This window comes from Mycobacterium shunyiense (assembly GCF_058270035.1).
Genome location: NZ_JBZDPT010000019.1, coordinates 361,339 through 374,487 on the forward strand (window position 1 = coordinate 361,339; position 13,149 = coordinate 374,487).

A 13,149-nucleotide genomic window follows, 5' to 3' on the forward strand; every position below is an offset into this window, starting at 1 on the left:
GGATACACGATGTACAAGGGACGGATCGCGCGATTCGACGAGCCCGGCAAGCCATTCCAGATCGAAACCGTCACCCTGCCTGACGTCGGACCCGGGGAAATTCTGGTCCGGGTCCTGCGGACGAACATCTGCGGTTCAGATGTACATGCCTGGCATGGCACCTTCGCCACGCGCGGCTTGGGTGGACAGCTACCGACCGTGTTGGGTCACGAGATGGTGGGCGCCATCGAGGTGCTGGGTGACGGAGTAACCGCCGACTCCAATGGCAAATCCCTGGCCGAAGGCACGCGAGTGGTGTTCCCGTACTTCTACTGCTGCCACCAGTGCCGCAACTGTCTGGCGGGGCGCCGTAACGCCTGCCTGAACCTGAAAATGGCGATGTTGGGCCGCGCCGACGAACCGCCATACTTTGTCGGCGGATACGGCGACTACTACCTTTTGCCCGCCGGCGCAGTCGTTTACACGGTGCCCGACACCCTGAGCGACGACATCGCCGCGGGCGCGAACTGTGCGCTGTCACAGGTCATGTACGGACTTGAACGCGTCGACCTGCAGCTCGGTGAGCACGTCGTGGTTCAGGGAGCCGGCGCACTCGGTCTCTACGCGGTGGCCGTGGCCAAAGCACGCGGGGCAGCCAACGTCATCGCCATCGACGGAGTGCCCGAAAGATTGGAACTGGCAACGGCATTCGGAGCCGACTCGGTGATCGACCTCAACGAGGTCGCCACGCCCAAGGACCGCGCCAAAGCAGTACGCAAGTTGACCGACGGCCAGGGCGCCGACGTGGTGGTCGAGGTTGTCGGACATCCGTCGGCCATCGACGAAGGTCTCCAGATGCTCGCCCAGTTCGGCCGTTACGTGGAGATCGGCAACATCAACATCGGCAAGACGTTCGAATTCGACCCGTCACGGTTCGTCTTCACCAACAAGACCATGGTCGGGGTCTCCCTGTACGACCCGGCAGTCCTGTCCCGCGCATTGACCTTCCTGGACAGTCACCAGCATCAACTGCCGTTCGATCGGCTCGCCGCGGCGTCGTATTCACTCGACGACATCAACGAAGCGTTCAGCGCAGCTGACGGCAAGCGCGACGTCCGCGCCAGCATCGCACCATAAACCCAGGTAAGGATGACAGTGCCCACTTTCGAACACGACAGACTGTTTATCGACGGCAGCTGGATCACCCCCTCGGGGGACGGGTTCATCGACGTTGTCGACCCGGCGACCGAAGAAGTGATCGGCCACGTGCCCAACGGCGACGCCGCCGACGTCGACACCGCGGTGGCCGCGGCCCGTCAGGCGTTCGACCCGCTCATCACCGTTGACGAACGCCGGGACCGGGTGCAGCGGGTCATCGCTGCGATGGAGAAACGCCTAACCGACATCGCCGAACTCATCACCGCCGAGATGGGTGCCCCCATACGCATCGCGCAGACGGTGCAGACGCAGGTACCGCTGGCGGTGGCCAACGGCTTCGCCGATGTGCTGGAGACCTTCGAATTCGAAGAGCGCATCGGAAACTCGCTGGTCCTGAGGGAGCCCTACGGCGTCGTCGGGGCCATCACGCCGTGGAACTACCCGCTCTACCAGGTGGTCGCCAAGGTGCTGCCCGCCATCGCCGCGGGCTGTCCCGTCGTGCTCAAACCCAGTAACGAGGCCCCGCTTTCGGTGTTCGCCTTCGTCGGAGCCTGCGAAGAGGCCGGCCTGCCACCGGGGACCATCAACCTCGTCTCAGGCCCCGGTCGGGTGATCGGCGAACGCCTCGCCTCACATCCCGACGTCGACTTCGTCTCGTTCACCGGGTCCACCGGTGTGGGCGCACGCGTTGGAGAGCTGGCCGGCCAGTCGATCAAGAAGGTTGCCCTCGAGCTCGGCGGCAAGTCGGCCAACGTCATCCTCGACGGCGCTGATCTGGCGACCGCGGTCAAGGTCGGGGTGGGCAATGCCTTCCTCAACGGCGGTCAGACCTGCATGGCCTGGACCAGGATGCTGGTGCCGCAGAGTCGATATGGCGAGGCGCTGGACCTGATCGAATCCACAGTCGCCCGCTACACGGTGGGTGATCCGCGCGACCCGGCGACCCGGATCGGACCGTCGGCGTCGCGGTCGCAGTTCGACTCAGTGCGTGGCTTCATCGAGCGCGCCCAGCGCGACGGTGCTCGGCTCCTGATCGGTGGCGCAGAGCCGATCCGCGATGTCGGGTATTTCGTGGCACCAACGGTTTTCGCCGATGTGGATCCCGACTCCGAACTCGGTCAGGAAGAAGTGTTCGGCCCCGTGCTGGCCGTGACGCCCTTCACCGATACCGACGATGCACTGCGCATAGCCAATTGCACCCCCTATGGCCTGTCGGGCGCGGTCTGGGCCGCCACCGACGACGACGCCATCGCCTTCGCCCGTCAGGTGCAGACCGGCCAGCTCGACATCAACGGCGGCGCCTACAACCCCACCGCCCCGTTCGGCGGGTACAAGAAGTCCGGCATCGGCCGTGAACTGGGCCGATTCGGCTTCGAGGAGTACCTCCAGACCAAATCCCTTCAGCTCAAGGAGCGTGCGTGACCTCACCGCTCGACGTCCACACCGACGGACCGGTGCAAATCTGGACGATCACCCTGCCCGACGTCGGCAATGCCATCACCGGCAAGGACGTCATCGCCGCATTCGAGGACAATGTCGATGCGGTCAACGCCGACAACACCGTGGGTGCGGTCATCCTCACGGGTGCGGGCAAGATCTTCTCGGCCGGCGGCAACGTCAAGGAGATGGCCGATCGTCAGGGCATGTTCGGTCTCGATGCCATCGACCAGCGCCGGGCCTACATCGATGGGATCCAACGGATCCCACGCGCCCTGGGTCGGCTCGAAGTCCCGCTCATCGCTGCGGTCAACGGCGCCGCCATCGGTGCCGGTTGCGATCTGGCGATGATGTGCGACATCAGGATCGCCTCCGAGCGCGCGTCCTTCGCCGAGAGCTTCGTGCAGCTGGGCCTCATCCCGGGCGACGGTGGCACATGGTTCCTGCCGCGCGCCATCGGCTACGCCCGTGCCGCCGAGCTGACCTTTACCGGCGAACGGATCGACGCCGCAACGGCGTTGGAATGGGGACTCGTCAGCCGAGTGGTACCCCACGAAGACCTCCTGACTGAAGCGCGGGCACTGGCAGACCGGATCGCGGTCAACCCGCCGCACGCGCTGCGGATGGCCAAGCGCCTGTTGCAGGAATCGATCACCGGCTCCCTGGAATCGACGCTCTCCATGGCGGCGGCAATGCAGCCGCTGGCCCACCACGACGCCGAGCACCAACGGCGCATCGCGAAGTGGCGGACATCGTGACCGGCGCACACCTGGACGAGTTACGCCGGGAAGTCCGTGGCTTCCTGGCCGACCAGTTGGCCGCCGGCGCGTTCACGCCGTCGATCGATTCGTGGTTGTGCGGATGGGACGAAAGTTTCACCGCGTCCCTGGCGAAGCAGGGCTGGCTGGGCATGACGGTTCCCGTCCATTACGGCGGTCACGGCCGCTCGTTTCAGGAACGGTTCGTCGTGACCGAAGAACTGCTGGCTGCCGGGGCACCGGTGGCCGCACACTGGATCGCCGACCGCCAGATCGTGCCGTCGCTGCTGAAGTACGGGACCGAAGAGCAGAAGTCAGAGTTCCTACCTCGCATCGTGCGTGGTGAGTGTTTCTTCGGAATCGGGATGAGCGAACCGGATTCCGGCTCGGATCTGGCCAGCGTCCGCACCCGTGCGGTACGGGTCGATGGCGGGTGGTCGATCACCGGTACCAAGGTGTGGACCTCGGGGGCGCACCGCGCTCATGCCTTCATCGTGCTGGCCCGCACCGAACCGGTCGATCCGTCGCACCGGCATGCCGGGTTGAGCCAGTTCATCGTCGACCTGCGCGCCCCGGGCGTGCAGGTCCGCCCGATCATCTCGATGAACGGCGCGCATCACTTCAACGAGGTCGTGCTCGACGAGGTGTTCGTTCCCGATGCCATGGTCTTCGGCGAGATCGGCCACGGCTGGACCCAGGTCACCTCAGAACTGAGCTTCGAGCGCAGCGGGCCGGAACGATTCCTGTCGACCTTCCCGCTGCTGGCCTTCGCGCTCGAAAACACGTCAGATGATGCCGAATTGGGCCGTCTGGTCGCGCGCGTCGCCGGACTGCATCACATGTCAACCGCAGTGGCCGGCGCCCTGGAGCGCGGTGAGAATCCCGATGTCCCGGCAGCGGTCGTCAAGGTCCTCGGCACCACGGTCGAAGGCGACATCGCCGACTACGCAGACCGGCAGACCGGAGATGACGCCGCCACGGACGCCGAGTGGGCGCACCTGGTCGCCACAGCAGTGGACCAGCGCCCCGGCTTCACGTTACGCGGCGGAACCAACGAAGTACTGCGCGGTGTCATCGCGCGGGGATTGGGTATGCGATGAGCACCACCGAACTCGCCCTGGGCACGCTGACCGCGGTGGACCCCGACCTGGCGGCCATGATGGACGGTGTCTTCTCCGATTACCGCCAGACCGCGCCCACCGGGCGCCCGGGCGAACGCATCGAGTACGACCGCGCACTGTGGCAGCGGCTCGACTCCCTCGGTCTGGTCCGGCTGACCGGCGCCGAGGAATCCGGTGGCAGCGGCGCAGGTTGGCTCGAGGCAGCTGAGTTGCTCAGCGCCGCAGTCCGTCACGGTGTCCGCATCCCACTGGCCGAACACGACTTGCTGGCCTGTTGGCTGTTGGAGACCCTCGGCCGACCCGTAGATGACGCCGTGCGAACGGTGTATGTGGCGCCACGCAGCGGCGAATCCACCACACCTGTGCCGTGGGCCGCTGAGGCAGAACGGATCGTCGTGCTCTGGCCGGCCGGCGACGAGTACCGGCTCACCGAACTCGGCACGGCAGACCTGTCGATCACCCCGGGTACCAACCTGATCGGCGAACCGCGCGACACGATCACCGTCGGCACCACGTCAATGACCGGACACCCAGTCTCCACCGGACTGGTGGACGAGCTCGGCCGCAGATCGGCGATGGTACGGGCGATTCAGGTGTGCGCGGCGCTCGATCGTGCGGTGGCGCTGTCCATCGAGCACGTGGCGTCCCGGGTGCAGTTCGGACGCCCGCTGGCGAAGTTCCAGGCGGTTCAGAACCTGATCTCGGATGCGGCAGCGGAGTCGGCGCTGGCGCGGGCCGCCACCGAGGCTGCGCTGCACACTGCCGTCGGGACGGGCTGGCAGTCAGCTCAACTGGATTTCCAGATCGCGACCGCGCGATCGTGCGCCGGGCATGCCGCCTCGGTCGTGACCCGCAACGCGCACCAGGTGCACGGTGCGATCGGCACGACGCACGAGCATCGACTGCACGAGTTCACCCGCGCCGCCCTGGCCTGGCGCTCGGAATTTGGCTCTGTGCGCTTCTGGGACGATCAAGTTGCGGCGGCGGCCGTTGCGGCAGGCGGACAACAGCTCTGGGCGTTGATTGCCGGCACTTAGCTGTTTGACGTTCCGCTGACCGGTCACCGGTGCTGTTACCGGCGCCACATCCCAGGTTGACTGCAGGCATGAGCAACGAGATCACCCTGTCTGACGTCCAGGAATTCATCTCCGGCTTCTGGTTCCACTACGACCAGGGCCACTTCGAAGAATTGGGCCCCCGCATCGGGGACGAGATGGAGTACCTGAGCCGTTCCGACTCGGGGGCGTGCCCGTTCGAGGACCTGCTCGCCGCCGAGTTGCACGGCAAGGCCGAAACTTTGGCCTGGCTCATCGAGCACCGCAACGTGAATCCGTACCCGTGCCGCCATCACATCACCAACGTGTACCGCACGGGAACCGACGGCGAGGTCACCAATGTCCGGTTCTATCTGTTCGTCAACCAGATCACCAACAATGTTCCGTTCGCGGTGTCCAGTGGCGTCGTCGATGCCGGCATCCGGCGGTCGGAAGACGGTCTGGTCTTCACCTCGCTGAACGTCGTTCTCGACGCCGAGGACTCGGTGCCGCTCGCCGAGCACACCGCCAAGGCCGCGGCTGCGCAATCCGCGTGAGCGCCCGAGGAATCTTCGGTGGCGGCGTCGCCGTCATCACGGGAGCCGGCGCCGGAATCGGCGCCGGTCTGGCCCGGTATGCCAGCCAGTTGGGTATGACGGTGGTGTTGGTCGACGTCAACGCCGAGGCCATCGCGGGCCTCCGCGAAGAAATCGACGCCGCAGGCGGATCGGCGACCGACGTGGTCTGCGATGTGCGGGATGCGGACGCGGTGCAGGCGCTGGCCGATGACGTCTATCGCGACCTCGGGCCGGTACGCCTGTTGGTGAACAACGCCGGTATCGAACAGTTCGGGTATCTGTGGGACACCCCGGTTTCCAACTGGCAACGCGTCGTCGACATCAACATCAGCGGGGTGTTCCACGGAATCAGGGCGTTCGTACCGAAGATGATGGCCACGGACTCCCCAGCTTGGGTTTGGAACCTGTCCTCGATCGGCGGTGTCGCCGTGGTTCCGTTGCAGGCGCCCTACATCATGAGCAAACACGCGGTGCTCGCTCTGACCGAATGTCTGCATCTGGAAGTGCAGTCCGCCGGCCATGACCACCACGTGCACGTGCAGGCGGTGCTACCGGGTGCCGTGGTGTCGAGCATCTTCGAATCCGCGGGCGGGGTGGACTCGGGGGACACGAGCGCGGCCGAAGGACAACGCACCGCGATGCTCGACATCAAGGCCGAGGCGATGGATCCACTGGCCGCGGCGGAGGTGGTCTTCGACCAGGCTGCCGAAGGTAAGTTCTTCCTGCTCACGCAACCGGACTACGTAGGATCTGCCATGGCGGAACGGGCTCGTGTCCTGAGCAACCAGGAGGCTCCCCGCCTACGGACCGAGCGCCGCTTCGACCCGGCGAAGAACTGAAATGGCTTATCCACCACTTGATCCCGACGCCGCCGCACGGGTTGCATCGTTCGGCGAGATAGCTCCGATGCGGGCCCGCGGCCTCGCCGCCGTCCGTGAGGGGCTTGAAGGCGCACCTCTTCCGGAGATGCCGGCCATGGCGGGCATCGAAGACCTGACGGCCACGGGCCCGCGCGGTCCGATACCGCTACGCCTCTATCGGCCCAACCCCGCGCCCGGGCTACCGGTGCTGGTGTATCTGCACGGCGGCGGGCTGGTGATGGGCTCGAACCATTCGTTCGAGCCGCTCGCCCGCGAACTGGCGAAGGCCAGCGGCGCTGCTGTCGCGGCTGTCGACTACCGGCTGGCACCGGAATCGCCGCCACCAGCGCAATTCGACGACGCCTACGCGGCCACCGAATGGGTTGCCGCTCATGCCGACGAACTGAACCTCGACATAAGGCGATTGGCAATTGTCGGCGATAGCGCCGGCGGATCGCTGGCTGCCGCAGTGGCTTTGGCCGCCCGCGACCACGGCGGTCCACGAATCTTCGCCCAGGTGTTGCTGTATCCCGGCCTGGATCGCGACATGGGTGCGGCTTCCATCACCTCGATGCCTGACGCCCTACTGCTTCGCCATGAGGACATCGTCTACATGCACGAGCTGGTCGACCGTGGCGGGGCTCCGCGGGATCCGTATCAGGTTCCGGCCTATGCCACCGACCTGAGCGGGCTGCCGGCGGCGATCGTCGTCACCGGGGCGTGCGACCCGATCCGGGATTGGGGTGAACGCTACGCCGGGCGCCTGCGCGATGCGGGCGTGCAGACCACTGTCACGCGTTATCCCGGTATGTACCATGGCTTTCTGATGCGCTCCGACGCCACCGCGCGCGGGCGGTTGGCACTGGCCGAAGTAGGTGCCTTGCTGCAGGCCAAGTTCGCGCATCCCATGCCGTTCTGAGAGCGGCTCCTCAGTCGAAGGTGACAACGATCTTGTCGGCGGCGCCCGGAGTGGCAGCCAGGCCCAGCGCCTCGTCGACATCGTCGAATCCGAACGTGTGGCTGACGAGCACCGCGTACTTCTCCCAGTCCGCGACGATGTCGCGGGTGACCTCGAAGATCTCGGTCGGGTACCCCATCGAACCGACAATGGTTATCTCGTTGCTCATGACATTGATGAGGTCCACTGTTACCGGTTCCTTGTGTACCGCAACCACTCCCAGTTTGGAGCCACGCTTTGCCAGTGCCAAGGCGCTGTCGATCACGGTCGGAACACCCGCGGCGTCGAGGTACACATCGGTGCCGGCCTTACCCGGCCACACCGAGTCACCAGAACCATGAAGCTCGGTCAGCCTGGCCGCAAGATCGTCCTCAGCGGAGTTGACAACCGCGTCGGCACCGACTTTGAGGGCCTTGTTCAGACGGGCGGGGAGCACGTCGACCACGACGACATGGCCCACCCCACGAGATTTCAACGCGATCGTCGCACCCAGCCCGATGGGGCCGGCACCGAAGACCACGACCTTGTCAGCCGGACCAGGCGCAACTTGGTTTACCGCATGCCGGGCGACGGCCATGGGTTCGTTGAGTGCAGCGACCTCGAACGGCACGTAGTCCGGGATGACTTCCAGGTTCTTGCCCCGGACGGCGTCGTGCACAAGCAGCAACTCTGCGAGAGCACCACGGGCGCCGCCATTTCCGATGATGTCGTCAGGCGACGCCATCGGATCGACAACGACGTGGTCACCGACCGCGAGGTCGGTCACCTCACTGCCGACCGCGACGATCTCGCCCGCAGGCTCATGTCCCAGCGGCATGGCGCCCTGATGCGGTGGCAGTCCGCCGATCGAGATGTAGAACGCGTCGGTTCCACAGATCCCGCAGGCCCGTACCTTCACCAAGACGTCCCGAGGACCGACAGTCGGGTCCGGTCGTTCGACCACATCGGTGTGGCCTGGGCCGTCAACGATCGAAATCTTCATGTGCACTCCTGGTTTGGTGGTCAGTTGACGAATGGTCGAGGCTGCGCGCAGCTACTGCACGCTGTAGCCGCCGTCTACGACGAAGGCAGAACCCGTGCAGTACGACGCACTGCGCGTGCACAGAAACAAGATGACATCGGCGATCTCAACAGGAATTCCGAAGCGGCCCAGGGGAATGTGGTCGACCTGTGCCTGCTTCACCTCGGGGACAAAGTCCATCGGGGCGGTCATCGGTGTCTCGATCACCCCGGGCGCCACCGCGTTGACCCGGATTCCGTCCGGCGCCCACTGTGCTGCCAGGTTGCGGGTCAGTGACAGGACACCCGCCTTGGCCGCGCCATAACCGGGCACCATTGCCACGGCACGAATCGCCGCCATCGACGCCATCATCACCACGCTGGCACCGCCGGCAGCCGTTGAGCACTTGAGGGCGCCGCGCAGCGCTGTCGTCAGCCGAAACGGGGCCAGGAGATTGACGTTTACAGAGGCCTCGAAGCCCGTGGCCGTCGACTCGTCCAGGCCACCCGGGAAGTTGGCGCCGGCGTTGTTGACGAGGATGTCCAGAGTCGAGAATTCGGCTGCGAGCTCACCGGTTCCGTCCACATCCGTCACGTCGAGCTGCCGATAGGACAGGCCGTCGAGTTCTACCGAATAGTGGGAGGGATCGGGTTTGGTACCCGTGACGGTCACCGCTGCGCCGGCGTCGCGCAACCGCAGCGCCGTGACATGCCCGATCCCGCTCGTGCCACCGGTGATCAGCGCGGTGGCCCCGGTGAAGTCGAAGGTCAGGTCGTTCGTCATGACAGCTCCTTGATTCTTTCTCGCAACCAGGCGGATTCCCAGAAGTTGGTGCTCTCTTCGAGCAGGAGTTCGTGTGCGCCGCGCAGAACGCCGATTGCCCCGGCGTGGTCGTCCTGCACCGCGGTGACCATCTCGGCGAGCCGTATCGAGTTGACCGGGTCACCGTCCTCCAGCAGCGCCCTGGCCCGGTCAGCCAGCGCGTCGGCGCCGGCGAGTTCCACCAGATGTGCTGACACCGGTTCCACGGCATCGGGATAGAGCTCGGCGGTGGATTGGTGGTGGAACCAGCCGGCGTAGTTCTCCCAGATTGCGCGGACGTTCCAGCTCACCTTGCCGTAGCCCTGTCCGACTTCGAGCTCGGGCGGCAACTGCACTTCGCGCATCAGGGTGCGGACGTCCTTGCCCTGGTTCATGCCGGCCACGGTCTCGTCGTGGATGAAGGCCACAGCGTCACGAAGCCTGCCCAATTCCCAGTCGATCCGTTCCCGGCCTGTGATAGGGCCGAAGTGACCGGTCAGCAGAACCTCGGCTCCGAGTGCCCGGACACGCTCGATCGAATCGATGACCGTCAGCGCGTCGCGATAGCGGTCGCCGCGCAAGGTCACCAGGTTCGGAATATGACCGAAGAGCGCCCCGAAGACGTTGCCGCACAGGCACACCTTTTCGTCGGGCAGCCACACCACCAGGCTGTCCGTTGTCTCTCCGCCGGGAGTGGCGAGCAGTTCCAGGCGCCGATCGCCCAGCGTCAACTCGAGTCGGTCCTCGACGGTGATCGTCGGGGTGGGCACGCCTTGAGGAGGCGGTGGACCGCCGAAGCGCTCCGTCGAGTAGGCAATGGCAGACATCACCTTCTCGACCCACGCGAACGACGAGTTCGCGGCCCGGAAGGGTGCCAGCAGTTCGTTGTCCCGTCGCCACGTCACCCAGTCGGCATGCGCGATGACGTCCGTGCCTGGGTCGCTCAGTACGTCGATTCCGCCCACGTGGTCCACGTGCCCCTGGGTCAGGATGACGTAGCGGATCGGCGTCGAATCGACCGCGTCGTAATTCGACCGGTGCACTTGCGCTTCGAAGCCCATGCCGGTGTTGACGACGATCCGGCCCTCACTGGTCGGGATGAGGAAGGAGTTCGACAGTCCCGGAGACCACCAGACGCCGGGGACAACCTCCTGGGCTGCAGGAGCATTCGCACCGACAATCGAGTCGGCCCCTGGGCGGCTGCGGTAGATCGGCTCGAGATCGCTCATCATTGTTCCTTCCTGACGTCGAAACGCTCGAAGTAGAAGTCGAATCGGGAACGGATGTCCTCGGGTGAGCGGCCGAAGTGGCGTTCGAGTTCGTAGCGCATTCGGCCATGCTTTCCGCGCGGATTGCCGGCGAGATACGCACCGAATGCCGCCTTGGCCTCACCGGTCATGTCGGTGCCGTTGTGTCCATAGAGTTTTTCGAGGATGGTCAGCTCCTTTCCGTTGAGGTCGTGAAAGGCGATGTCGAGGCTCTGGTTCGCGGGGATGAGGTCGCGGTCGCGCACACAGGCGCGCAGCAGCGTCTCGACCCGGTCGGTCCAGTAGTCGACCAGAGACTCGGGATCCACGTCGTGGCGGCGGATGCGATCGCCGTAGGCCAGCATGGTCACCGCCGACTGGATGACCGCGACGGGATCTCGGTGGGTGAAGGCCACAGTGGCATCGGAAAAGGTGTTGATCAACGGGCCCAACTGCTCACAGTGTTGTGGCGACTTCAGCACCCAGGTGCGTGGTCCACGCAGGAAGGTCAGTGCCTTGAGGATTGTGCGCAGGTACGCGTAATGCTCGTTCTGATCCAAGCCGTAATAGAAGTCCCGCCACGAGGGGACCCGCGCGTGCCACTCCAGGACGTAGCTGGCGAAGTCCAGGTCCAACAGCTCGACTTCTTCTTCGATGGCCGCGGGAAACCGGTCGTGCATCGCCTGGAGCAAGGGGACCATGACCTGCGCCCCTTCGTGTTCCGCGGCGCAGCGGGCAAATCGAGGATCCGTCCCATCGACGCCGGGCCCTTCCCCCCTCAGCGGGAAAGGTTCCTGAGACTCCCAGTAGGGCAGCGCTCGCCGGCGGTGGTCCGCGGCGATGAGATTGACCAGGTGGGTCGTCCCCGAACGAGGAAGCCCCACGACGATGATGGGACGCTCGATCTCGATGTCGTGGATCTCGGGATGCCGGCGCAGCAGATCCGTCAGCAGCAGGCGCTGAGTCAGCAAGCGAACCATTCTTTGCCGCAGGTTGATTCGATTGAGGTTCGTGTTTCCTCCGTCTGCGTCGATCGCCGCCGCATACATGTCGAGGCGGGGCCGGAAGTCATCGGACCCGAAGTCGCTGACGCCCGCCCGCTCGATCGCCTCATCGATCAAGGCGCCGGGGGAAAGGTCAACGGATAGATCGACGACCTGCTCCAGAACTGCTTGCTGCGTTGCCGTCAGACGCGGCGAGACCAGATCGTCGACTGTGGTTTCCAGCATGGCCGATACGCCTCCATGTTGATCGATGTCGAATATTCGATATATGCTTTCCGAATATATGAACGGAAAGTTAGGCCCGTCTGCGCCCACGGGTCAAGACCTGTCACCCCCGACCACCCGGGTCGTGGACATCGTCGAGTTGCTGCTGCAGCGACCCACCGACCCGCTCACGTTGGCCGAAATATGCCGTGAGCTGGACGTGAGCCGGTCGACCGGCCACGCGATCATGCACACGTTGTGCGCTCGTCAGTGGGTGTCACGTGACCCACTGAGCGGGAGGTTCTCCTTGGGACCCAAGCTGTCAGGACTCGGCGGACCCGACAACGTGGCGTCCCGTTCACTGCGTGAACCACTTCAGCGCCTGTGCGTCTCGCTCGGCATGCCGATGTGCATCTCCGCACTCGACGACCGCACCATCGTCGTCGTCGAGTCCGCTGCTGCGCCCGGCACCCGTATACCCGTGCCCGCCGGTGTGCGGCTTCCCTTCGTCGCCCCCTTCGGCCGCGAATTCGTCGCCTGGGCACCGGCGTCCGCACGCGCGGACTGGATCGCTGCAGCAGGCTCGGTCAACCCGGCCTTTCGCCGGCGAATCAGTCAGGTGCTAGAAGAGATTCGAGTCCGGGGCTACGGCATCGAGCGTCTAAGCGATCCGCTCCTGCAAGTGTTCACGGCGCTGAAGGCACTCGACAGCGGCTCACCGCCCGGGCCGTTGTCCACGCGTCTGGCCGCCGCCGTGGCCGATCTGACCGTGGTCGATCAGCTACCGACTGACGAACCGGATGCGACACCTCTTGCAACCATCTCAGCTCCGATCTTCGACGCCACCGACACGGTCGTCATGACCGTCTCGGCGCAGCCGTACCGGACGCTCAGCCGCCAGGAGCTCGAAGCGGTCGGCGCCGGCGTGGTCGAGTTCGCCCGCGAGGTCGAGACATTGTGCCGCTCAACGGAACATGAGTCTCCGGTACCCGTCATCCGCTCCTAACGTT

At 65.3% G+C, this 13,149-nt stretch carries 13 protein-coding genes; 9 read left to right on the forward strand and 4 right to left on the reverse strand.

Features of this window, described 5'->3' with window-relative positions; all coding sequences use genetic code 11:
- Nucleotides 1-9 precede the first annotated feature (9 nt).
- The 8 genes from AC4ELS_RS13920 (at nt 10) to AC4ELS_RS13955 (ending at nt 7,844) form a co-directional block, all read left to right on the forward strand.
- Nucleotides 10-1,116, forward strand: coding sequence for a zinc-binding dehydrogenase (locus AC4ELS_RS13920; protein WP_498886076.1), 1,107 nt, complete (start codon nt 10-12; stop codon nt 1,114-1,116).
- A 12-nt stretch (nt 1,117-1,128) separates the two neighbouring features.
- Complete coding sequence (locus AC4ELS_RS13925; RefSeq protein ID WP_498886077.1) at nt 1,129-2,559, forward strand: aldehyde dehydrogenase family protein; 1,431 nt, start codon at nt 1,129-1,131, stop codon at nt 2,557-2,559.
- Nucleotides 2,556-3,332: a crotonase/enoyl-CoA hydratase family protein gene (locus tag AC4ELS_RS13930; protein ID WP_498886079.1), complete on the forward strand. Its 777-nt coding sequence runs from the start codon at nt 2,556-2,558 to the stop codon at nt 3,330-3,332. Before AC4ELS_RS13925 ends, AC4ELS_RS13930 begins: the two co-directional genes overlap by 4 nt.
- Nucleotides 3,317-4,432: an acyl-CoA dehydrogenase family protein gene (locus AC4ELS_RS13935; RefSeq protein ID WP_498886081.1), complete on the forward strand. Its 1,116-nt coding sequence runs from the start codon at nt 3,317-3,319 to the stop codon at nt 4,430-4,432. Before AC4ELS_RS13930 ends, AC4ELS_RS13935 begins: the two co-directional genes overlap by 16 nt.
- A complete protein-coding gene (locus tag AC4ELS_RS13940) occupies nt 4,429-5,490 on the forward strand; it encodes an acyl-CoA dehydrogenase family protein (protein ID WP_498886083.1) in 1,062 nt (353 codons plus the stop codon). The genes AC4ELS_RS13935 and AC4ELS_RS13940 overlap by 4 nt, the downstream gene beginning before the upstream one ends.
- 68 nt (nt 5,491-5,558) lie before the next feature.
- Entirely contained in the window at nt 5,559-6,044 is a 486-nt protein-coding gene (locus AC4ELS_RS13945) for a polyketide cyclase (RefSeq protein WP_463794733.1), read from the forward strand.
- Entirely contained in the window at nt 6,041-6,904 is an 864-nt protein-coding gene (locus tag AC4ELS_RS13950; protein WP_499047791.1) for an SDR family oxidoreductase, read from the forward strand. Before AC4ELS_RS13945 ends, AC4ELS_RS13950 begins: the two co-directional genes overlap by 4 nt.
- Nucleotide 6,905: 1 nt before the next feature.
- Nucleotides 6,906-7,844: an alpha/beta hydrolase gene (locus AC4ELS_RS13955; RefSeq protein WP_448444036.1), complete on the forward strand. Its 939-nt coding sequence runs from the start codon at nt 6,906-6,908 to the stop codon at nt 7,842-7,844.
- 10 nt (nt 7,845-7,854) lie between these two features.
- On the opposite strand, the gene AC4ELS_RS13960 is transcribed toward AC4ELS_RS13955, so the two are convergent.
- From AC4ELS_RS13960 to AC4ELS_RS13975, 4 genes are read right to left on the reverse strand one after another with little or no spacing between them, the layout of a single operon-like run.
- Nucleotides 7,855-8,865, reverse strand: coding sequence for a zinc-dependent alcohol dehydrogenase (locus AC4ELS_RS13960; protein ID WP_499047794.1), 1,011 nt, complete (start codon nt 8,863-8,865; stop codon nt 7,855-7,857).
- A gap of 51 nt (nt 8,866-8,916) precedes the next feature.
- Nucleotides 8,917-9,666, reverse strand: a complete 750-nt coding sequence (locus tag AC4ELS_RS13965) for an SDR family NAD(P)-dependent oxidoreductase (RefSeq protein WP_448444040.1) — start codon at nt 9,664-9,666, stop codon at nt 8,917-8,919.
- A complete protein-coding gene (locus AC4ELS_RS13970; protein ID WP_498886092.1) occupies nt 9,663-10,913 on the reverse strand; it encodes an MBL fold metallo-hydrolase in 1,251 nt (416 codons plus the stop codon). Before AC4ELS_RS13970 ends, AC4ELS_RS13965 begins: the two co-directional genes overlap by 4 nt.
- Entirely contained in the window at nt 10,913-12,160 is a 1,248-nt protein-coding gene (locus AC4ELS_RS13975) for a sulfotransferase family protein (protein WP_448444044.1), read from the reverse strand. Before AC4ELS_RS13975 ends, AC4ELS_RS13970 begins: the two co-directional genes overlap by 1 nt.
- Before the next feature lie 58 nt (nt 12,161-12,218).
- On the opposite strand from AC4ELS_RS13975, the gene AC4ELS_RS13980 reads away from it, so the two are divergent.
- Entirely contained in the window at nt 12,219-13,145 is a 927-nt protein-coding gene (locus AC4ELS_RS13980; RefSeq protein WP_499047796.1) for a helix-turn-helix domain-containing protein, read from the forward strand.
- Nucleotides 13,146-13,149: the final 4 nt, after the last annotated feature.